Raw genomic sequence first — 20,429 nt, 5'->3', positions numbered from 1 at the left:
CATGGTCCCAGCCCAAAGGACGTCCGATGAGAACACGTCTCCGATCCCGACAACTGGCGGCGATCACCGTCACGCTCGCCGTCGCCCTCGGCAGTGCCGCTTGCTCGCTCGAGGACACCGGTGATACCGACGCCATCCGGGTCGTCGTCGGTTATCAGTCGAAGACGATCAACACGGTGACCGCCGGGACCCTGCTCCGCGCGGAAGGTCAGTTCGAGAAGCGGCTCGCCGAGGTCACCGAGCGGACCGGCCAGGAGTACACGGTCGAGTGGCAGGACTTCGACACCGGCGCGCCGATCACGACCGGGATGATCGCGGGCAAGATCGACATCGGGTCGATGGGTGACTATCCGTTGCTGATCAACGGATCCCGTGCCGGTGCCGAGGAGAAGACCCGCACCGAGATGCTGTCGGTCACGGGATCCAGCCCGCGGGGTTCGCTGAACATGGTTGTGGTCCCGCAGAATTCACCGGCCACGACGATCGCCGATCTACGCGGGAAGTCGATCTCGGCCAGCGTCGGATCGGCCGGTCACGGGACGCTCGTGCAGGCCCTCGACCGCGCCGGGATCGACCCCACCACCGGGGTGCAGGTGCAGAACCAACAGCCGCAGGTGGGCGCGTCGGCGCTGGAGTCGGGCAAGGTGGATGCCCTGGCCCAGTTCGTGGCCTGGCCCGGACTCCTGGTCTTCCAGGACAAGGCGCGGTTGCTCTATGACGGAGCCCAGCTCGGGGTTCCGACCCTGCACGGCGTCGTCGCGAGATCTGCCTATGCGCACGAGAACCCGGACGTGGTCCAGGCCTTCCTGCGCGCTCAGCTCGATGCGACCGAGTCCCTGACCCGCGACCCGCTCGCCGCCGCCGAACTCGTCGCGGAGAACAGCGGTCTCCCGGCCGAGGTCGTCTACCTCTACAACGGCCCGGGCGGAACGGACTTCAATCCGGCCATCAAGTCGGACCTCGTCGGGGCGCTGCGCAACGACGTCCCCTACCTGAAGTCCATCGGCAGCTTCCCCCACGAGATCGACCTGGACACCTTCGTCGATCCGGGGCCGCTGCAGGACACCTTCGCCGCGGCCGGCATCAACTACTCGGAAGCCCTGAGCCGCACCGGCAATGCCTCCGTCACCCGTGGCGACGATCCGATCTGCGGGGTCGAGGTCGACCCGGCGACCGCCGGTGAGCTCTGGTTGCGCGGACAGGAACGGACCCAACCCGCCGCGGATCCGACCTGCTTGCTGCGCGCGGTCGCACAGGCTCGACGACAGGGCCAGGAAGTCCGGGCCGCCTACATCTCGGACCCGCAGCTCGGGACCCGCTGGTTCGCCGACAAGGCGGTGTGGCTGCGGGAGGGCGACCGGTACGTCGCGTTCACCACGACCGACAGCGCGCGACAGTACCGCGCGACGCATCCCGGTGCCGTCGACGTGACGTACGAGCAGGCACTCGCCGGAGTCGTGTCATGACCACCGCGACGATCGGATCGGTCGCCGTCGACGACACGGCCACCGATTCGGTGCCGGTCCGGACCCCGGACGGGTCGAACCGGTACTGGCACTGGGGAGTCCGGATACTGGTCCTGGTGGTGGCCGGTGTCGTCTGGCAGCTGCTGACCACGCACGATGTGGTTCTGTGGGCCAGGTTCGACACCATTCCCTCGCTCACCGACGTCGGCCAGGCGTTCTGGGCAGCTCTCGGCTCCGAGCAGTATTACCTGGATCTCGGCCAGTCGCTGATCCGGATCGGTACGGGATTCGCGCTGGCGGTCTGCGTCGGCATCCCGGTGGGAATCGCCCTCGGCCGCTCCGGGACAGCGCGACTCACGGTCGGCACCCTCACCGAGGTGCTCCGTCCGATCCCGGCGATCGCACTGGTACCGGTCGCGATCCTGGTGTTGCCGACCGACGAGGCCGGCATGGTCTTCATCACCTTCGCGGCGGCGTTCTTCCCCATCCTCGTCGCGACCCGCCATGCCGTCCGGGCGCTGCCCACGATCTGGGAGGACTCGGTCCGGACGATGGGCGGCACCCGTCGAGACGTCGTCCTCCGGGTGATCCTGCCCGGCATCGCACCCGGTGTGTTCAGCGGACTGTCGGTCGGGGTCGGCGTCGCCTGGATCTGCCTCATCTCCGCCGAGATGATCTCCGGCCGGCTCGGGGTCGGATACCGGACGTGGCAGGCGTACACGGTGGTCGACTACCCGCAGGTGTTCGTCGGCATGCTGACCATCGGCGTGCTCGGCGCACTGACGTCGGGGCTGATCGAGGTGATCGGACGGCGGGTCACCCGCTGGCTGCCGCGAGGACAGGAGCAACGATGACCCCGACGACGGCAGGAGCGACGATGGCCCCCACGACAACGGCATTGACGGCGGACTCGGTCGCCGCGATGCGGCTCGATCTCGAGGACATCCGGATCGGTTACGGGGACTCGACGGTGATCGACGGTTTCGACCTCGTCGTCGGCGCCGGCGAGATCGTCGTCCTGACGGGACCGTCCGGGTGCGGGAAGTCCACGATCCTCCGCGCCGTCGCGGGTCTCCTGCCGGTCCGCGGCGGTCGAATCCTGGCAGACGGCGACCCGGTTGGCACCACGTCTCGGGATCGGGCCATGGTGTTCCAGGACGATGCGCTGCACCCGTGGCGGACGGTACGCGGGAACATTCTGCTGGCGTTGACATTGCGCGGCGTCCCGCGGCGACACCGCCGGGATCAGGCCGAGCAGTGGATCACCGAGATCGGTCTGGACGGCTTCGCCGACCACCTGCCGAAGTCGTTGTCCGGCGGCATGCGTCAGCGCGTGCAGCTCGCCCGTGGACTCGCCGGGTCGCCGAGAGCGGTTCTGATGGACGAACCCTTCGGGGCGCTCGACGCGCAGACACGGACCGCCATGCAGCGATTGCTGCTGCAGACCCTCTCGGCGCATCCGTCGACCGTGGTCTTCGTGACCCACGACGTCGACGAGGCGCTGCTGTTGGGCGACCGGGTCGTCGTCCTGGGCCGTGCGGGCGAGACCGTCCGCGCCACCGTCGACGTCCCGCACCCTCGCGACCCGGATCGCCGCGGGGACGACGCCACCCGGCGGCTGCGCCGCACCATCCTTGATGCATTGGAGAAGTGAACCGGCAGTGGATATCCCAGACATCGCCGACCGGAGTCGGATCGACTGTGACGTGCTGGTCATCGGCGGCGGGACCGCCGGGACGATGGCCGCCCTCACCGCCGCCGAGAACGGCGCGTCGGTCCTGCTGCTCGACAAGGCGCATGTTCGCCACTCCGGGGCCCTCGCCATGGGGATGGACGGCGTGAACAACGCGGTCATCCCCGGCAAGGCCACCCCCGAGGATTACGTCGCGGAGATCACTCGGGCCAACGACGGCATCGTGAACCAGAAGACGGTGTATCAGACGGCGACTCGTGGCTTCGCGATGATCGGCCGTCTGGAACGCTACGGCGTGAAGTTCGAGAAGGACGAGTACGGCGAGTACGCGGTCCGCCGGGTGCACCGGTCGGGGTCGTACGTCCTGCCCATGCCCGAGGGCAAGGACGTGAAGAAGGCGCTGTACCGCGTCCTGCGCAAGCGGGACATGCGCGAGAAGATCACGATCGAGAACCGCTTGATGCCCGTGCGGGTCCTGACCGCGGGCGGGCGCGCGGTGGGTGCGGCCGCGTTGCACACGCGCACAGGCGAGTTCGTCGAGATCGGGGCCAAGACGGTCATCCTCGCCACCGGGCCGTGCGGTCGCCTGGGCCTGCCCGCCTCCGGGTACCTCTACGGCACCTACGAGAACCCGACGAACGCCGGTGACGGCTACTCGATGGCCTACCACGCGGGCGCGGAGCTCAGCGGCATCGAGTGCTTTCAGATCAACCCGCTGATCAAGGACTACAACGGCCCGGCGTGTGCGTATGTGGCGAACCCGTTCGGCGGGTACCAGGTGAACGCCGACGGAGAGCGATTCGTCGATTCCGACTACTGGTCCGGAGACATGATGGCGGAGGTGAAGTCGGAGATCGAGTCGGCTCGCGGCCCGATCTATCTCAAGGTCAGTCATCTTCCCGACGAGACGCTGGAATCGCTCGAGTCGATCCTGCACACCACCGAACGACCCACGCGGGGTACGTTCCACAGCAACCGCGGACACGACTATCGCACCCACGACATCGAGATGCACATCTCCGAGATCGGTTTGTGCAGCGGACATTCCGCGTCCGGAGTCTGGGTCGACGAGCATGGCCGCACCACCGTCGACGGCCTGTATGCCGCCGGCGACCTCGCCTGCGTGCCGCACAATTACATGATCGGCGCGTTCGTCTACGGGGAACTCACCGGTCAGCACGCCAGCGACACCGCCCGCGACCTGGCTGCGCCCACCGAATTGCCGATGGACCAGCTGCGCGCCGCCCACGAGCTGATCTACCGACCGCTGACCCACCCGGACGGTCCACCCCAGCCACAGGTGGAATACAAGCTGCGCCGATTCGTCAACGACTATGTGGCGCCGCCGAAGACGTCGAACAAGCTCGCCATCGCCATCGAGACCTTCGAGCGCATGCGCTCGGAGATCGAGCAGATGGGCGGGCGGACCCCGCACGAACTGATGCGGTGTGCGGAGGTGTCGTTCATCCGCGACTGCGCCGAACTGGCGGCCCGTAGTTCGTTGACACGCACCGAGAGTCGGTGGGGTCTCTATCACGAGCGTGCCGATCTCCCCGAGCGCCGGGACGACGAGTGGGGCTACCACCTGAACGTCCGCAAGGCCGCCGACGGCACGATGGAGTTCCTCGGTCGGCCGGTCGAACCCTTCCTGGTCGATGTCGAGGGGCTGGACCACATCCCGCCGGCCGACCGCACGGTGATCGCGATCGAACAACCGGTCGTGTCGACGGGCCCGGGATACCGCGGTGTCGAGAGCCCGGTGCGTGAGACCACGAGGAAGGACGAGTCCACGGCAACGGCGTCACCGAGGATCGTCGAACTGCTCGGAACCGCGGTGACCCACGCCGCCGATCTCGCCGGCTATCTGGCAGACCCGGATCCGACGGTCCGCCGGACCGCGATCGCGGTGCTGACCGAGAACACCCCGGACGGGTTCGAGATGGCGGTGGTCCGGGCGTTGGCCGACGCCGCGGCACCGGTCCGCGGAGCGGCGACGCAGGGGCTGCGGGAACTCGTGGAGATCATCGATCCGACCGCGGAGTTCGTGTCCGCGCTCGCCAATCACGCCGAGTCCCCGGACCCGGTCGTGCGTGCGACCGTCGTCGACCTGCTGCGGGCCGTGCGCGCCGATCGGGTCGACCTGTTCGCTTCCGCCACAGGGGATTCCGACCACCGCGTCCGGATCGAGGCCATCCGCGCGCTGGTGTCACGGGACGAGTCCGAGCTGATCGCCGGCCTGGCAACGGATCCCGATCGTGAGGTCCGGATCGCGGTGGCCGACGGGCTGGCGACGGTCGACGGCGGTGGTGTGGAGGTCGTGCGGACACTCGGAGCCGACCGCGATCCCCTCGTCCGGGCCGCGGCCTTCTCCGCGATGGCGGTCGTGGGTGACGGCGCTGTCGACGGCCCGGTCCTCGTCCGTGCGTTACGCGAGACCGCATGGCAGGTGCGCGTCGGTGCGGCGCGGGGGCTCGCGATCGCGCGCGACGAGGCGACGGTCTCGGCGCTGGAGAAGGCGATCGCAGATGTCCACAACGACGTCCGGCGGGCGGCCGCACTCACCCTCGCGGAGTGGAGCGACGATCCGGAGGTCCGGCGGATCCTCGAGGGCGCCGCCGACGACCCGGACGCCGACGTCCGGGCCGCGGTCCGGCGGAGTCTGCGGAGCTCGCTCGCCCCACACTGAGAGACGTTGCGCGGGCACACGGCGCCGAGCCATTACCGCCTTCACAACCGGTCCGCGTCACGGACAGCACAGAACCGTGCAGCCTCGACACGATCGGCGATCCGGTTTCCTCCTACGGTGATCCCACATCGACACCGGAGGACCCATGCCCTACGTCACCACGCTCGACGGAACCGAGATCTATTACAAGGACTGGGGCGACGGACGTCCGGTCGTGCTCAGCCACGGGTGGCCGCTCAACGCCGACAGCTGGGAAGCTCAGCAGCTCTTCCTGGCGCACAACGGGTATCGGGCGATCGCGCACGACCGTCGCGGACACGGCCGTTCGTCGCAGACGTGGTCGGGCAACGAGATGGACACGTATGCCGACGATCTCGCGGAGCTGATCCGGCATCTCGATCTGCAGGAGCTCACGCTCGTCGGGTTCTCCACGGGTGGCGATGAGGTCACCCGGTACATCGGGCGGCACGGTACCGATCGCGTGGCGCAACTCGTGTTGGTCTCCGCGGTACCCCCGTTCATGCTCCAGACCGACGACAACCCCGGTGGGGTCCCGATCGAGGTGTTCGACGGCATCCGGTCGGCACCCACCGCCGATCGCTCGCAGGCCTATCGCGATCTCGCCGACGGGCCCTTCTTCGGCAACAACCGGGACGGCCAGAATGCGTCGCGGGGCATGCGCGATGCCTTCTGGCGACAGGGCCTGCAGGCGGGCGCACACAACACCTACGAGAGCATCGCCGCGTTCTCGGCCACCGACTTCCGGAGCGACCTCGCACGTGTGGACGTCCCCACCCTCGTCATCCACGGCGACGACGACCAGGTGGTGCCGTTCGAGGTGGGCGGCAAGGCGTCCGCCGAACTGGTCTACGGCGCCGAGCTGAAGGTCTACCCCGGTGCACCCCACGGGATCACCGACACGCACAGGGGCGAGCTCAACGACGATCTGCTCGCCTTCCTCGACACCTACACCGCCCCCTGAGCCCACGCCGGGCCCTGACAATCGGAGACTGCACATGACCACACCGCCGCCCGACACCATCGTCCTCGTCCACGGCCTGTGGGTGACGCCCCGGTCCTGGGAAGACTGGATCACCTACTACCAAGACAAGGGGTATCGGGTCATCGCCCCGGCCTACCCCGGCTTCGAGGTGGAAGTCGAGTCCCTGAGGGAGAACTCAGACGTGATCGCGGATCTGACGGTACCCGCGACGGTCGAGCACCTCGCCGGGATCATCCGCGAACTGCCGTCGCCGCCGATCATCATGGGGCATTCCTTCGGTGGCGTGCTCACGCAGTTGCTGGTCGACCGCGGGCTCGGTGCGGCTCCGGTGGCCATCAACTCCGCGCCGACCGAAGGCGTTCGGACGCAACCGCTTTCGCAGGTGAAGTCGTTGTTCCCGATCCTCAAGCGCTTCTCGAACCGCCACAAGGCGGCCGGTTTCACACCGAAGGAGTGGCACTACGCCTTCACCAACACCCTGAACGACGAGGACTCGCGCGCGGTGTACGACCGGTACTCGATCGCCGCGCCCGGATCGTGGGTCTGGAAGTACGGCGTGTTCGCAAACCTCACCCCGGGACATCAGGAGACCTGGGTGGATTACCGGCGCGACGACCGTGCACCGCTGCTGTTCATCGCCGGCGGGGCCGACCACATCATGCCGCCCGCGGTGAACAAATCGAACGCGAAGAAGTACCGCCGGTCCAAGGCGCTGACCGAGTATTACGAGTTCCCCGGGCGGTCGCACTGGACCTGCGGTGAGCCGGGGTGGGAGAAGGTCGCCGACCACGCGCTCCGGTGGGCGGAGGAACACTCCGCGCGGGGAGCGTTGCCGGCGTGAACATAAGCGGGACCGCATGTCCGACAACCGCACCCGCGGCCACACCATGTGAGTCGCGGTGCGCCTGTAGCGTGGTGTCCTGTCACCACGTGTGCAAGCACATCGGATAGCGAGGACCCCACATGGCACTTCATGCACTGCTCGCCAAGGCCGGCGCGACGGTCGCCACCGGCTTCGTCGGAGCCGTCGCCTACGACGCCGTACGCACCGTCGCCCGACGCGCCCCGCTGCGTGAGGGAGCCGTCGTGGCGACCACGTGGGGTATCCGTGGAACACGCAAGGCCGAGGAGGTCGCGGAGTCGGTGCGACTCAACACCGCCGACATCGTCGCCGAGGCGAAGGAACGGCTGGGCGAGGAGTCGACACCGCCGGGAACAGCGGTGGCTCACGACCATGACCACGATCACTGAATCGTGAGCACGTCCGCGCCGACGTACTCTCCCGAGCTGCCACCGACCGAGATCGTCGTCCGGTCGTCGGCGGCGGGCCGGGTGCGTATGACGGTTCCGTGGCTGCGGGTCACCGATCGCACTGTCGCCGACCGCCGTGCCGTGGCCATCGAGGAGAGCGTCGCCAGGGTGACGGGTGTGCGCGCCGTGCACGCCTATCCGCGGACCGCCTCGGTCGTCGTGTGGTTCCGGGCGGACACCGACCGGGATGCCATCGATCATGCGATCGCGGCGGCCACTTACGCCGACCCCGCGAATCTTCCTGACCGCGCACCGCATTCGGCCGACGTCACCAATGCCGACCTGTTGCGGATGGGCATCGGCGCGGGAGCCCTGGTCCTGCTGGGTTTCCGGCGCTACGGGTTCCGCCGTCCGCCGCTGCTCGGTCCGGCCTCGCGCACCGTCGCCACCGGTGTCACCATCTTCTCCGGCTACCCGTTCCTCCGCGGCGCGCTCCGCTCGCTGCGTGGCGGCCGGGCCGGCACCGACGCACTGGTCTCCGCTGCCACGATTGCGAGTTTGCTGCTGCGCGAGAACGTGGTCGCGCTGACCGTGTTGTGGTTGCTCAACATCGGTGAGTTCCTCCAGGACCTCACCCTGCGACGCACCCGCCGCGCCATCGCCGACCTCCTCCGCGGCACCCAGGACACGGCGTGGGTCCGCCTCGCCGACGGCACCGAGGTGCAGGTGGCCATCGACGCGCTCCACGTCGGGGACGCGGTGATCGTGCACGAGCAGGTCGCGGTGGCGGTCGACGGGGTGGTCGTCGACGGGGAGGCGGTGGTCGACCAGTCCGCGCTGACCGGCGAGAACCTCCCGGTGACCAAGCACGTCGGCGACCGCGTGCAGGCCGGCTCGGTGGTACTCACCGGCCGGATCGTCATCGAGGCCCACGCGGTCGGCGACGACACCTCGATCGGTCGGATCGTCGGCCGGGTCGAGGAGGCTCAGCGCGACCGCGCTCCCATCCAGACGGTCGGGGAGAACTTCTCCCGGCGGTTCGTACCCGCGTCGTTCGCGTTGTCGGCGCTGACGCTGCTGGTGACGCGCGATCTCCGTCGTGCGATGACGATGCTGCTGATCGCGTGTCCGTGTGCGGTGGGTCTGTCCACCCCGACCGCGATCAGCGGCGCCATCGGGAACGGCGCGCGACGCGGAATCCTCATCAAGGGCGGATCGCATCTCGAGGCTTCGGGACGGATCTCGGCGGTGGTGTTCGACAAGACCGGCACGTTGACCGTCGGGCGCCCGGTCGTGACCAACGTCGTGTCCTTCTCCGACGACTGGCAGCCCGAACAGATCCTCGCCTACGCGGCCAGCTCCGAGATCCATTCGCGTCATCCGCTCGCCGAAGCGGTCATCCGGTCCACGGAGGAACGTCGCATCGAGATCCCGACGCATGCGGAATGCGAGGTCATCGTCGGACTCGGCATGCGCACCCGTGCCGAAGACGGGCGCGTGCTCCTGCTGGGTAATCCGTCGCTCCTCGACCGGCACGGCGTCGCGATCTCCGACGACGCCATCGGCTGGGTGGACCGCTTGCGGCAGGCGAGCGAGACGCCGCTGCTGCTGGCCGTCGACGGCAGGCTCGTCGGTCTGGTGAGTCTGTCCGACGAGCTGCGTCCCGAGGCGCGTGAGGTGCTCGACGCGCTGCGTGCCGACGGGGTCACCGAGATCGCCATGCTCACCGGCGATCACCCGGTCACCGCGGCGACCATCGCCGCCGAACTCGGCATCGAGCGGTGGGCCGCCGAGGTCACCCCTGACGACAAGCTCGCGGTGGTTCGTGAGCTGCAGGCCCTCGGCCACGTGGTCGCGGTGGTGGGTGACGGTGTGAACGACGCCCCCGCGTTGGCCGCCGCGGACATCGGCATCGCGATGGGGTTGGCCGGCACGGATGTCGCGGTCGAGACCGCGGACGTCGCCCTGGCCGGGGACGATCTGCGCAAGCTGCTCGACATCCGGGATCTGGGTTCGCACACCGTCGAGGTGATACGCCAGAACTACGGGATGTCGATCGCCGTCAACGCCCTGGGGCTGGTGATCGGTGCGGGCGGCGCGCTCTCGCCGGTCCTCGCCGCCGTGCTGCACAACGCCTCATCGGTTGCCGTGGTGCTCAACAGTTCTCGGCTCATCCGGTATCAGGTCGAACCGGCTCCGTCGGCGTCGGCGAAGGAAGCCCGCGCATGACCGAGGTACCCACGACGACCGCGACCTTCCAGTGTCCGGCCGGGACGATCATCGCTCGCACCGACGGACAGGTCGTGCGCGCCACCGGGATCCGCTATGCGCAGGCGGCGCGCTTCGAGGTTCCGTCCCCGCAGCCGCCGGCCGACGAGCCGATCGATGCGACCTCGTGGTCGCCCGCCTGTCCCCAGCGCAACGGCGAGGGGATCGTCCACGACACCTTCGGCGATGCCGCGCTGGGCGAGATGACCGGTGACGAGCACGCGCAGTACGTGTCGGTCACGGTTCCCGCCGATCGTCGACCCGACGAGGTACTTCCGGTGATGGTCTGGATTCACGGTGGCTCGTACATCATCGGCGCCGCCGACGCACCCTGTCACGATCCGGCTGCGCTGGTCGCCGAACAGCGGGTGGTCGTCGTGTCGGTGACCTACCGGCTGGGGTTGTTCGGGTTTCTCGGCGACGGCATCGACCGGCCGGCAAATCTGGGACTGCTCGACATGATCGAAGCGCTGCGCTGGGTTCAGCGGAACATCGCGTCCTTCGGCGGCGATCCCGACGCCGTCACCGTCTTCGGCGAATCAGCCGGCGGCGACGCGGTTGCACAGTTGATGGCGGCCGACGGCGTGACGGGTCTGTTCCGCCGCGCCATCATCCAGAGTGCGCCGCTCGGCATCACCCGACGTCGCGAGCGGTTGCATGCGGACATGTTCGCTGCGTCGCATGAGGTGTCGGCGTCGGCGACCGTCGACGAGGTACTGGCCGTCCAGGAGTCGATGATGGGACTCAAAGCGGTCCTGCAACATGGCCTTCCGGCCTTCATGTCCTTCGGGCCACAGTACGGCCACCACCCGCTGCCACCCGAGGACGAGGTGGACGGGGTCTGGGAGAGTCGAGCGCGGGACGTCGAGGTCCTCATCGGCTGGTGCAGCCGCGAGGCCGCGTTCTTCACCGCGGCGATCGACGGGGTGTCGTCGCTCCCCGCGGTTCCGGTTGTCGGTAGCCGCCTGTACGAATGTCTCGTCCAGCGACTCACCCGTGCCATCTACACGTCGGCGGCCGACCGCTTCGCTCGGCATCACCGCCGCGCCGGAGGCAAAGCCGCGCAGTACGTCATCGAGTGGGGTGCACCCAAGCACCCGCTGCGCGCCGTGCACACCGTCGACATCCCGTTGCTGTTCGGAACCCCGGAGATCTGGGCCGGCGCCCCGATCCTGGCCGGCCACGACGCCGATCGGGCTGCCGAGGACGGCCGCACGTTGCGACGGATCTGGGCGGACTTCGCTCGCGACGGATGGACCGCGCCGGCTGATGTGCCGGGCCTGATCCGCTTCCGTTGACCGCGGCATCGCGTAGCGCGAATGCGACTGTACCCGCGGTCTCACCACGGATTGGGCGTCTGCAGCCGAATCGCGCGAAGCCGTCGACGCCCGGCGGTGGAAGCGCCGCGAGGTCAGTCGGCCGGTCGTTCACCCACGGCAATCAGTGTGTCGCAGTCGACTTCGGTGATTCCCTCGTCTGCCAGCCGCTGCAGGAACCCGACTCGCACGTCCTCGACGGCGTCGGCGTCCAGGTCGGCGAGTGCGCCGCGCAACCCGCTGCCGAGGACCATCGACCAGGAGAACTCGTCGGTCCGTGGTACGCGCAGGTCGAGAACCGATGCGGACACCTCCTCTGCACCGAGCGATTCGAGCCACCCGACGATCTTCTCCTCGGTGTCGATCCGCGTGATGGGGTGGGGCGGTCCGTCGGACGGGGCACGCGGACCGGGTGGCGGCGGCGTGTTCGTCACGCGGGCGACCTCGGCGAAGTAGGCGCCGGTGAAGTCGTGGAGTGCGTCGTCATGCCACACCGCGACGGCGAGACGACCACGTGGGCGCAGGAGGGGCAGTAGATTGCGCACCGAGTCGTCCATGTCCGGCAGGAAGAACACGCCGAAACCGCATGTGATCACGTCGTATTCGCCGCGCTCCCGGCCGGGCAGCGCGGTCACGTCGTCGACCCGGAAGTCGATATTGCGCAGACCGGCCGCATAGGCGCTGGTTCGGCCACGCTCCACCAGATCGGCGGCGAAGTCGATCGCCGTGACGTGTCCGTCGGGTCCGACCACCCGTGCGGCGGCCAGTGCGCTGGCACCGGTGCCGGAACAGATGTCGAGAACCTCATCGCCCAGCGCGACCCGTGCCCGAGCAACGAGGGTTTCGCCCGCCGGACCCCAGACGAGGGGAGTCACCAGGTCGAAATCGGGACTGGTCGAGTTGAAGATCTCGGCGATGCTCGGGCCTGGCATGGGTTCAGCGTAGACGTGTTGACAACGGTTCCCGATAAAGTGGCGGACGTCTCACCCTTCGCCGACAGAACGGAGCCGTCCCTGATGGACCGCGTCCGGCTAATGCTGCTCTTGATCTACTTGGTCCTTCCCATCGACCTGATTCCCGACTTCATCCCAGTTCCCGGCTACGCCGACGACGCGATCATCGTGGTGTTGGCGCTGCGCTCGGTCGTCCGCCGTGCCGGCCAAGATGCGCTCCAGCGCCACTGGCCCGGCAGCGACGACGGTCTGGTCGCGGTGCGCCGCCTGGCCGGCATCGGCGATCCCACCAAGCCGATGGGCCCATAGCCCGCGTCGGCTGCCTCGGACGCGCTGGTGCATGTCCGAGCGTCATGCGAACATGTGTTCTATGCGCATCGAGCTGCGGGAACGGCGGGATCCGTCGATCCTGCATGCCGATCTCGACTCGTTCTATGCCTCGGTCGAGCAGCGGGACGACCCTTCGCTTCGCGGCCGTCCGGTTCTCGTCGGCGGCGGCGTCGTCCTCGCGGCGAGCTATGAGGCCAAGGCCCGCGGGGTGCGATCGCCGATGCCGGGCCACGAGGCGCGGGCACTCTGTCCCGACGCGATCGTCGTCCGGCCGCGGTTCGAGGCCTACATGGAGGCGAGTCGGGAGGTCTTCGACATCTTCCACGACACGACTCCCGTGGTCGAGGGGATCTCGGTCGACGAGGCCTTCCTGGATGTCGGGGGTCTCGGTCGGATCAGCGGTACGCCGCACGACGTCGCATCGACGATCCGACGCCGCGTCCGCGAGGAGGTCGGTCTCCCCATCACGGTCGGCGGAGCACGCAGCAAGTTCCTCGCCAAGGTCGCCAGCGCCGTCGGCAAGCCGGACGGCCTGCTCATCGTCGAGCCGGGAACCGAACTCGACTTCCTGCATCCGCTCCCGGTCCGTCGACTCTGGGGGGTCGGTCCGGTCACCGAGGCCAAGCTGCACGACGCAGGAATCGAGACCGTGGGCCAGCTGGCGGCGCTCGGGGAGCGCTCGTTGCGCGGCATCGTCGGGTCGGGTGCCGGACGGCACCTCTTCGCGCTGTCACTCGCCCAGGACCCGCGTCGGGTGGAGACCGGCAAACGGCGCAGCTCGATCGGTTCACAACGCGCGCTCGGCCGACGTCCGAAGTCCGAGGCCGACCTCGAGGCGACCATCACCGCGATCGTCGAACGATTGGGCAAACGGCTCCGAACGGCCGAACGGGTCTGTCGGACAATCGTTCTGCGGTTGCGCTTCGACGACTTCACCCGCGCCACCCGGTCTCGCACCCTGCTGGAGTCCACCGACCGCACCGACCTCATCATGACGTCGGCGCGCGGACTCCTCGCCGACGCGATGCCGATCATCCGCGAACGGGGATGCACCCTGGTCGGGTTGTCGCTGACCAACCTCGACGACCACGACAGCATCCAGCTGACGCTGCCGTTCGACACCGATCACGCCGGCGCCGGGAGCCGAGCGAGCGGGCCGACAGCAACTGGAGCAGAACTCGACGCGACGATGGATCTGCTGCGGGACCGGTTCGGCCGCGACTCGGTCACCCGCGCGGTGCTCATCGGACGCAACCACGGCGACGACGCACCGATGCTGCCCGACTGACGCGAAAAGCGCGAAACGCTACTTATGCGCTCAAGCGTGACTGTGATGCCGGTGACCCCAACACTTCTGGTGTGACCACCCGATGTGGTCGCCCTCACATCCGCTGCAGAATCGAGTAAGACAATGTTGGTAGCCCTCGGCCTCGGGATGGTCGCCACCTTCATGGTGCTGATCATCACCAAGCGGGCCACGCCCGTGGTGGCGCTGATCCTCGTGCCCGTCGCCTTCGGCCTCTTCGCCGGTGCCGGCCTCGGCATCAGCGACATGATCACCGACGGCATCAAAGACCTCGCACCCACCGCGGCGATGTTGTTCTTCGCGATCATCTTCTTCGGCATCATGATCGACGTCGGACTCTTCGATCCGGTGGTCCGGGCGGTCGTCCGCGCGGTGCACGACGACCCGGCACGCCTGGTGGTCGGAACCGCGGTGCTCGCCGGCGTCGTGTCGCTCGACGGCGATGGTTCCACGACCTTCATCATCACGACGGCCGCACTGCTGCCGCTGTACCTGAAGCTCGGCGTCAGCCCGGTCGTCCTCACGGTCGTCGCCGGACTCACCAACGGCACGATGAACATCCTGCCGTGGGGCGGTCCCACCGCCCGCGCCGCAAGTGCGCTGAACATCGACACCAACGACGTCTTCGTCCCGATGGTCCCCGCGCTGGTGGCGGCGCTGGTCGTCGTGCTGCTCTTCGCCTATCACCTCGGTGTGCTCGAACGCCGGCGCATCGGCAAGCTGGAGATCCGGGATTCGATCCTCGCCCCGAAGGAAGAGGTGCTGGTCGGCGCCGGTGGCGGAACCGGCCTGCCGCCGAAGGGTCGTCGGGCAAGCAGTTCGGGTTCGAGGGGAACGGGCCCGGGCGCCTACGACGACGCTCCCACCGGCGATCACGATCTCAGCCGCCCCGTGGCGGGCGCCGATGACGACGACCGCGACGCATCCTTCTCGGGCGTCCTCGACCCCAATCGGGAAACCCTGCGCCCCAAGCTCTTCTGGGTGAATGCCGGACTCACCGTGGCCCTGCTGGCCATCCTCGGTGCCGACATCGTCGCCATCCCGGTGCTGTTCATGATCTTCGCCGGCATCGCCCTGGCCATCAACTTCCCGCACATCAAGCAGCAGCAGGAGGCCATCACCCGGCACAGCTCGAGCATCGTGTCGGTGGTCGCCATGGTCCTCGCCGCCGCCGTCCTCACCGGCGTGTTCAACGGCACCGGGATGGTCGACGCCATCGCGCACTGGCTGGCCGATGGCATCCCCGACTGGATGGGCCCCCACATGGCCATCGTGATCGGCGTGCTCTCGATCCCGCTCACCTTCCTGATGAGCAACGACGCCTTCTACTACGGGGTGCTGCCGGTCCTGTCCGAGACCGCGACCCGCTACGGCATCGACCCCACCGAGATGGCGCGGGCATCGATCACCGGCCAGACCGTGCACATGCAGAGCCCGCTAGTGCCGGCAATCCTGCTGCTGGTCGCACTGGCCGGGGTCACCCTGGCCGACCACCACAAGAAGGTTCTGTGGCGCGCCACGGTCGTCTCGCTGGTGATGCTCGCCGTCGGCGTCTTGGTCGGGGCCATCCCGTTCTGATCCGGCATCGGTGACCGCGGGCGAGGAGCGCAGGTGTCGGAGACCCTTCGTGACGGCCCTCCGCAAGCCCCGCAGGGAGCATTAGGCTGACACCATGCGTTTGCGGACGCAGGTGCTGCTCCTGCAGCTGGCGGTGATAGCGGTCAGCCTCGCGGTCGGGTTCGGTCTGGTCATCGCCGGAGCCGACGACCGGGTGCGCGACGAGTACGCGCAGCGCGCGCTCGCCATCGCGCAGTCGGTCGCCGCCGACGCCGAGGTCCGCAGCGAGGTCGCCGCCCATCCCGGTGACCGGGTGGACGCGGCGGACCTGGTCGACGGCCCGCTGCAGCGGCAGGCGGCGGCAGTACGAGCCCGGACCGGAGCCCTGTTCGTCGTCATCGGCAACGACCGCGGCATCCGTCTGGCACATCCCGAGGTGACGGAGCTGGCCAGGACGGTCTCCACCGACCCGTCGAAGGTGCTGTCCGGATCGAACGAGGTGAACACCGACCGGGGCACCCTCGGCGAGTCGGTCCGCGCGAAGGTCCCGGTCCTGGACGCCGACGGCGCAGTCGTCGGGTTCGTGAGCGTCGGTGTCTCCACCGAACGCCTGGGCTCCGAGACCCGCACCGACATCGTCGCGATCGCGCTCCTCGCGCTTGCGGCACTGGGTATCGGCGGGGTGGGTTCGGTGCTGCTGGCCCGTCGGTGGCGCCGACTCACCCTGGGTTTGGAGCCCGACGATCTGGCCGAGCTCGTCCGGGAACAGGGGGCCGTGCTGCACTCGATGGCCGACGGCGTGCTCGCCGTCGACGCCGACGGCATCGTGCGCGTCGTCAACGACAGGGCGCGTGCGCTGCTCGACATCGACGCCCCGGTCGGCACCCCCGCCGGCGACCTCGGCCTGACCCCGCGGGTGGCGACCGTCCTGGCGACGCCGACCGACGAACCCCTCGCCGCCGGTGTCGGCGAACGGGTGGTCCTGGTGAGTTCCCATCGGGTGCGGGCCGACGGTCGCGACCTCGGCATGGTCCTGTCGGTGATCGATCGCACCGACGTCGAAGCACTCAGCCGCGAGGTGGATTCGATCAGGTCGATGAGCACCGCCCTACGCGCACAGCGCCACGAAACCGCCAACCGGATGCACGTACTCGCCGGCCTACTCCGGCACGGGCACGCCGACGAAGCGCTCGCCTACCTGGACGAGGTCACCGGAACCGGACCGGGAGGGGCGCTCCTCGGCGGACTCGACAATGTGCGCGAACCACACCTCCACGCGTTTCTCGACGCGAAGGCGGCTCAGGCGCGCGAGCGCCGGGTGGTGCTGCGACTCGGCGACCAGACCTGGATTCAGGGCGTACTCACCGAACCCGTCGTCGTCACCACCGTGCTCGGCAACCTCGTCGACAACGGGATCGATGCCGCCGCGTCCGGACCGGACGGTGGACAGCCCGGTGAGGTCGAGGTCGAGGTCATCGCCGACGGCGACACGGTCCTGGTCACCGTCGGGGATTCTGGACCCGGCATCGCTTTCGACGACCCCGACGACGTCTTCGCCGAGGGCGCCACGACCAAATCCGGCGCGCACGTACCCGGCGGCCGCGGTATGGGACTCGCCCTGGCCCGGCAGATCGCGCGCCGGGTCGGCGGCGACGTGTGGGTCGCCGATGCGGGGGGTCGCGGCTCCGCGGATGATGACGAACCGGGCGGGGCCGTGTTCGTCGCCCGCCTGCCCGGCGTGCTCGCGCCGACGGACGAGGCCGAAGACGACTCGTACAGCCAGACCGACGAACTGGGAGTGACCCCATGACCGACGACCACGGCGTCCTGATCGTCGACGACGACTTCCGGGTCGCGGCGTTGCACTCCGCGATCGTCGACGCCGTCCGGGGCTTCACCGTGCGAGCCCGGGCGGGCAGCATCAGTGCGGCACGTCAAGCCATCGCCGAACATCCCGACATCGATCTCGCACTCCTCGACGTCTACCTGCCGGACGGTTCGGGCATCGAACTGGTCGCCGAACTCGACTGCGACTGCTTCATCGTCGGTGCCGAGACCGACGCCTCGGCGGTACGAGGCGCGATGCGTGCCGGTGCACTCGCCTACCTGATCAAACCCTTCGACGACGCCGACCTCGCGCGTCGGTTGGCCGGCTATGCCCAGTACCGGCGGATGCTGGCGGGCGAGAACGTCGACCAGCACGCCGTCGACGCAGCGCTGTCGGCACTGCGGTTCGGCACCCGCGCCGCGGACCGGGCCGAGGGTGGCTCGCCGACCGAACAGCGCATCCTGGCGTTGTCCGCCGAGGGCGCTCCGCTGTTCGCCGACGATGTGTCGCGGGAGATCGGCATCGCGGCACCGACCGCGCGGCGGCACCTCGCGAACCTCGTGGCGGCCGGACGGTTGACGATGTCGCTGCAGTACGGCGCCACCGGCCGGCCCCGGCAGGAGTACCGGCTGCCCGGGGCGTGACAGCGGGATCGGTCGGCACGGGACGCGGGGACCGGCCCGAGGATTAGAGTGGTGATCCATGACGATGCATGTCGAGACCGGGAATCCGGATCTGATCACAGTGGATGTCCCGACCCATTGGTACAACCTCGCCGCCGAGCTCGACTCGCCGATCCCGCCGCACCTGCATCCGGGCACCAAGGAACCGGTCGGGCCGGACGATCTCGCCGCGTTGTTCCCGAGCGGCCTCATCGCGCAAGAGGTGTCCACCGAGCCCTACATCGAGATCCCCGAACCGGTGCGCGAGATCTACCGGATGTGGCGGCCGTCGCCGCTGATCCGCGCGCGTCGTTTCGAGGAGGCGCTCAACACCAGGGCGCGGATCTACGTGAAGTACGAGGGTGTCAGCCCGGTCGGCAGCCACAAGACGAATTCGGCTGTCGCGCAGGCGTACTACAACAGCCTCGACGGTGTCACCAAGCTGACGACGGAGACCGGAGCCGGTCAGTGGGGAAGCGCACTGGCGTTCGCGGGTGCGCAGTTCGGCATCGACGTCGAAGTGTGGCAGGTCCGTGCGTCGTACAGCTCGAAGCCCTACCGGGGGTTCCTCATCCGCACCTACGGCGGGACCATCCACCCCAGTCCGTCCGAGCTGACCGAGTCGGGTCGAGCGATGCTCGCCAAGGACCCGAACACCACGGGCAGCCTGGGCATGGCCGTCAGCGAGGCCGTCGAGGTCGCGGCCGCGAACCCCGACACCCGTTACGCGCTGGGCAGCGTGCTCAATCACGTGGTGCTGCACCAGAGTGTCATCGGGCAGGAGGCCGTCGACCAGCTCAACGCGGTGGAACCGGGTGGTGCCGACGTCGTGTTCGGTTGTGCCGGAGGCGGTTCGAACCTCGCGGGGTTGTCGTTCCCGTTCCTGCGGGAGAAGCTGCACGGCCGCTCGGACCCGCGCGTCATCGCCGCCGAGCCCGCCGCGTGCCCGTCGATCACGCAGGGGGAGTACCGCTACGACCACGGTGACGTCGCCGGACTCACCCCGTTGCTCAAGATGCACACGCTCGGTATGGATTTCGTGCCCGACCCGATCCACGCCGGTGGTCTGCGCTATCACGGCATGGCGCCGGCGCTGAGCCACACGGTGGAGCTCGGTCTGGTGCAGGGTGTCGCCATCTCCCAGCACGACGCGTTCTCCGCGGGCGTGCAGTTCGCCCGGACCCAGGGCATCGTCCCGGCTCCCGAGTCGACGCATGCGATCGCGGCCTGCGCCTCGCACGTCGCCGACAGCGACAAGGACGAGGTCGTCGTGATCGGACTGTCGGGCCACGGGCAACTCGATCTGCCCGCGTATGCCGAGTTCCTCGAGGGCAACTTCTGACTCGACCCGGAACCGTGATCCCGGCGATGCGGACGGTCGGCATCGACTTGTCCGCATCGCCAGCGAAAACTGCTGTCGCATGCGTCGATTGGGATGCCGACAAGGCCGTGCTCACCGATCTCGTCGTGGGCGCGGACGACACCGCCGTCCGGCGCCTCGTCGAGGGGTCGACCCGCATCGGGATCGATTCGCCCTTCGGCTGGCCCGACGAGTTCGTCGACTTCGTCGTCGCGCATCATCGCAACGACTTGTCGAAGGGGCGAGAACTCGACGACATCGCCCGTCGACGACCACTTGCATTACGTCGCACCGATCTGCGGATCGTCGACGCCGGTGTCGGTCGCCCGCTCAGCGTGTCGGCAGACCAGATCGCGCACGTCGCGTTCCGATGCGCCGGCCTGCTCTCGGACCTGGGAGTCGACGACCGCGTCGACGGGTGGGCGGTCGAGGCTTACCCCGCTGGGGCACTCAAACGATGGGGACTGACCTCACGCGGATACAAACGGGCCGCCAACGTTTCGGTGCTCGCCGGACTCGTCGTGGCATTCGAAGAAGCTGCGCCATGGTTGGATCTCGGCGATCATGCCGAGACCATGGCCCGTGACGACGACGCGTTCGACGCCGTGATCACCGCACTGATCGCGCGTGCCGCCGAGCTCGGCCGGACCATCTTGCCCGATGCCACCGACCGGCCGGTCGCCGCGCGGGAGGGTTGGATCCACGTACCCACCGCCGAACTGGCGGAACTGATCTGAGTCGTGGTCTCGA

The 20,429-nt window shown here is 68.7% G+C and carries 17 protein-coding genes; 16 read left to right on the top strand and 1 reads right to left on the bottom strand.

What is annotated here, in order from left to right:
- Positions 1-26 precede the first annotated feature (26 nt).
- From M4D77_RS05885 to M4D77_RS05845, 9 genes are all read left to right on the top strand, one after another.
- Positions 27-1,466 (top strand): ABC transporter substrate-binding protein, encoded by a 1,440-nt coding sequence (locus M4D77_RS05885; RefSeq protein WP_159371709.1) that lies wholly within the window; start codon positions 27-29, stop codon positions 1,464-1,466.
- Positions 1,463-2,320, top strand: coding sequence for an ABC transporter permease (locus tag M4D77_RS05880; RefSeq protein ID WP_159371708.1), 858 nt, complete (start codon positions 1,463-1,465; stop codon positions 2,318-2,320). Before M4D77_RS05885 ends, M4D77_RS05880 begins: the two co-directional genes overlap by 4 nt.
- A gap of 23 nt (positions 2,321-2,343) precedes the next feature.
- Positions 2,344-3,120: an ABC transporter ATP-binding protein gene (locus tag M4D77_RS05875; RefSeq protein WP_137810945.1), complete on the top strand. Its 777-nt coding sequence runs from the start codon at positions 2,344-2,346 to the stop codon at positions 3,118-3,120.
- Between the two features lie 7 nt (positions 3,121-3,127).
- Positions 3,128-5,845 (top strand): fumarate reductase/succinate dehydrogenase flavoprotein subunit, encoded by a 2,718-nt coding sequence (locus M4D77_RS05870; RefSeq protein ID WP_259935752.1) that lies wholly within the window; start codon positions 3,128-3,130, stop codon positions 5,843-5,845.
- A gap of 145 nt (positions 5,846-5,990) precedes the next feature.
- Positions 5,991-6,827 carry an alpha/beta fold hydrolase gene (locus tag M4D77_RS05865; protein ID WP_259935751.1) on the top strand — a complete coding sequence of 279 codons (837 nt, stop codon included), beginning with the start codon at positions 5,991-5,993 and terminating at the stop codon, positions 6,825-6,827.
- Positions 6,828-6,861: 34 nt separating this feature from the next.
- Positions 6,862-7,689 carry an alpha/beta hydrolase gene (locus M4D77_RS05860; protein ID WP_259935749.1) on the top strand — a complete coding sequence of 276 codons (828 nt, stop codon included), beginning with the start codon at positions 6,862-6,864 and terminating at the stop codon, positions 7,687-7,689.
- Positions 7,690-7,811: 122 nt separating this feature from the next.
- Positions 7,812-8,099: a DUF1490 family protein gene (locus M4D77_RS05855; protein ID WP_058252919.1), complete on the top strand. Its 288-nt coding sequence runs from the start codon at positions 7,812-7,814 to the stop codon at positions 8,097-8,099.
- Between the two features lie 87 nt (positions 8,100-8,186).
- Positions 8,187-10,328 (top strand): cation-translocating P-type ATPase, encoded by a 2,142-nt coding sequence (locus tag M4D77_RS05850; RefSeq protein WP_259935763.1) that lies wholly within the window; start codon positions 8,187-8,189, stop codon positions 10,326-10,328.
- Positions 10,325-11,665, top strand: a complete 1,341-nt coding sequence (locus tag M4D77_RS05845; RefSeq protein ID WP_259935747.1) for a carboxylesterase family protein — start codon at positions 10,325-10,327, stop codon at positions 11,663-11,665. Before M4D77_RS05850 ends, M4D77_RS05845 begins: the two co-directional genes overlap by 4 nt.
- A 113-nt stretch (positions 11,666-11,778) precedes the next feature.
- Here M4D77_RS05845 and M4D77_RS05840 read toward each other — a convergent pair whose 3' ends face one another.
- Positions 11,779-12,615, bottom strand: coding sequence for a class I SAM-dependent methyltransferase (locus M4D77_RS05840; protein ID WP_259935746.1), 837 nt, complete (start codon positions 12,613-12,615; stop codon positions 11,779-11,781).
- Positions 12,616-12,699: 84 nt separating this feature from the next.
- Between M4D77_RS05840 and M4D77_RS05835 the strand changes: the two genes are divergently transcribed.
- The 7 genes from M4D77_RS05835 (at position 12,700) to M4D77_RS05805 (ending at position 20,416) form a co-directional block, all read left to right on the top strand.
- Positions 12,700-12,945: a YkvA family protein gene (locus tag M4D77_RS05835; RefSeq protein ID WP_396266534.1), complete on the top strand. Its 246-nt coding sequence runs from the start codon at positions 12,700-12,702 to the stop codon at positions 12,943-12,945.
- A gap of 61 nt (positions 12,946-13,006) precedes the next feature.
- Positions 13,007-14,254 carry a DNA polymerase IV gene (gene dinB / locus M4D77_RS05830; protein ID WP_259935744.1) on the top strand — a complete coding sequence of 416 codons (1,248 nt, stop codon included), beginning with the start codon at positions 13,007-13,009 and terminating at the stop codon, positions 14,252-14,254.
- A gap of 123 nt (positions 14,255-14,377) precedes the next feature.
- Positions 14,378-15,850, top strand: coding sequence for a CitMHS family transporter (locus tag M4D77_RS05825; RefSeq protein ID WP_058252914.1), 1,473 nt, complete (start codon positions 14,378-14,380; stop codon positions 15,848-15,850).
- Between the two features lie 94 nt (positions 15,851-15,944).
- Positions 15,945-17,639 carry a sensor histidine kinase gene (locus M4D77_RS05820; RefSeq protein WP_259935741.1) on the top strand — a complete coding sequence of 565 codons (1,695 nt, stop codon included), beginning with the start codon at positions 15,945-15,947 and terminating at the stop codon, positions 17,637-17,639.
- On the top strand, positions 17,636-18,301 hold the full coding sequence (locus tag M4D77_RS05815; protein WP_259935740.1) for a response regulator: 666 nt from the start codon (positions 17,636-17,638) through the stop codon (positions 18,299-18,301). The genes M4D77_RS05820 and M4D77_RS05815 overlap by 4 nt, the downstream gene beginning before the upstream one ends.
- Positions 18,302-18,359: 58 nt before the next feature.
- Complete coding sequence (locus tag M4D77_RS05810; RefSeq protein WP_058252911.1) at positions 18,360-19,661, top strand: TrpB-like pyridoxal phosphate-dependent enzyme; 1,302 nt, start codon at positions 18,360-18,362, stop codon at positions 19,659-19,661.
- Positions 19,662-19,687: 26 nt separating this feature from the next.
- Positions 19,688-20,416: a DUF429 domain-containing protein gene (locus M4D77_RS05805; protein WP_259935762.1), complete on the top strand. Its 729-nt coding sequence runs from the start codon at positions 19,688-19,690 to the stop codon at positions 20,414-20,416.
- The last annotated feature ends 13 nt before the right edge of the window (positions 20,417-20,429 follow it).

This window comes from Gordonia sp. p3-SID1431 (assembly GCF_025143765.1).
Lineage (GTDB): Bacteria > Actinomycetota > Actinomycetes > Mycobacteriales > Mycobacteriaceae > Gordonia > Gordonia hongkongensis.
This window is presented reverse-complemented; position numbering and strand designations above follow the sequence as displayed.

Coding starts and splice junctions, on each gene's coding strand:
- M4D77_RS05885 (WP_159371709.1), top strand. CDS start 27: ATGAGAACACGTCTCCGATCCCGACAACTGGCGGCGATCACCGTCACG.
- M4D77_RS05880 (WP_159371708.1), top strand. CDS start 1,463: ATGACCACCGCGACGATCGGATCGGTCGCCGTCGACGACACGGCCACC.
- M4D77_RS05875 (WP_137810945.1), top strand. CDS start 2,344: ATGGCCCCCACGACAACGGCATTGACGGCGGACTCGGTCGCCGCGATG.
- M4D77_RS05865 (WP_259935751.1), top strand. CDS start 5,991: ATGCCCTACGTCACCACGCTCGACGGAACCGAGATCTATTACAAGGAC.
- M4D77_RS05860 (WP_259935749.1), top strand. CDS start 6,862: ATGACCACACCGCCGCCCGACACCATCGTCCTCGTCCACGGCCTGTGG.
- M4D77_RS05855 (WP_058252919.1), top strand. CDS start 7,812: ATGGCACTTCATGCACTGCTCGCCAAGGCCGGCGCGACGGTCGCCACC.
- M4D77_RS05850 (WP_259935763.1), top strand. CDS start 8,187: ATGACGGTTCCGTGGCTGCGGGTCACCGATCGCACTGTCGCCGACCGC.
- M4D77_RS05845 (WP_259935747.1), top strand. CDS start 10,325: ATGACCGAGGTACCCACGACGACCGCGACCTTCCAGTGTCCGGCCGGG.
- M4D77_RS05840 (WP_259935746.1), bottom strand. CDS start 12,615: ATGCCAGGCCCGAGCATCGCCGAGATCTTCAACTCGACCAGTCCCGAT.
- M4D77_RS05835 (WP_396266534.1), top strand. CDS start 12,700: ATGGACCGCGTCCGGCTAATGCTGCTCTTGATCTACTTGGTCCTTCCC.
- dinB (WP_259935744.1), top strand. CDS start 13,007: ATGCGCATCGAGCTGCGGGAACGGCGGGATCCGTCGATCCTGCATGCC.
- M4D77_RS05825 (WP_058252914.1), top strand. CDS start 14,378: ATGTTGGTAGCCCTCGGCCTCGGGATGGTCGCCACCTTCATGGTGCTG.
- M4D77_RS05820 (WP_259935741.1), top strand. CDS start 15,945: ATGCGTTTGCGGACGCAGGTGCTGCTCCTGCAGCTGGCGGTGATAGCG.
- M4D77_RS05815 (WP_259935740.1), top strand. CDS start 17,636: ATGACCGACGACCACGGCGTCCTGATCGTCGACGACGACTTCCGGGTC.
- M4D77_RS05810 (WP_058252911.1), top strand. CDS start 18,360: ATGACGATGCATGTCGAGACCGGGAATCCGGATCTGATCACAGTGGAT.
- M4D77_RS05805 (WP_259935762.1), top strand. CDS start 19,688: ATGCGGACGGTCGGCATCGACTTGTCCGCATCGCCAGCGAAAACTGCT.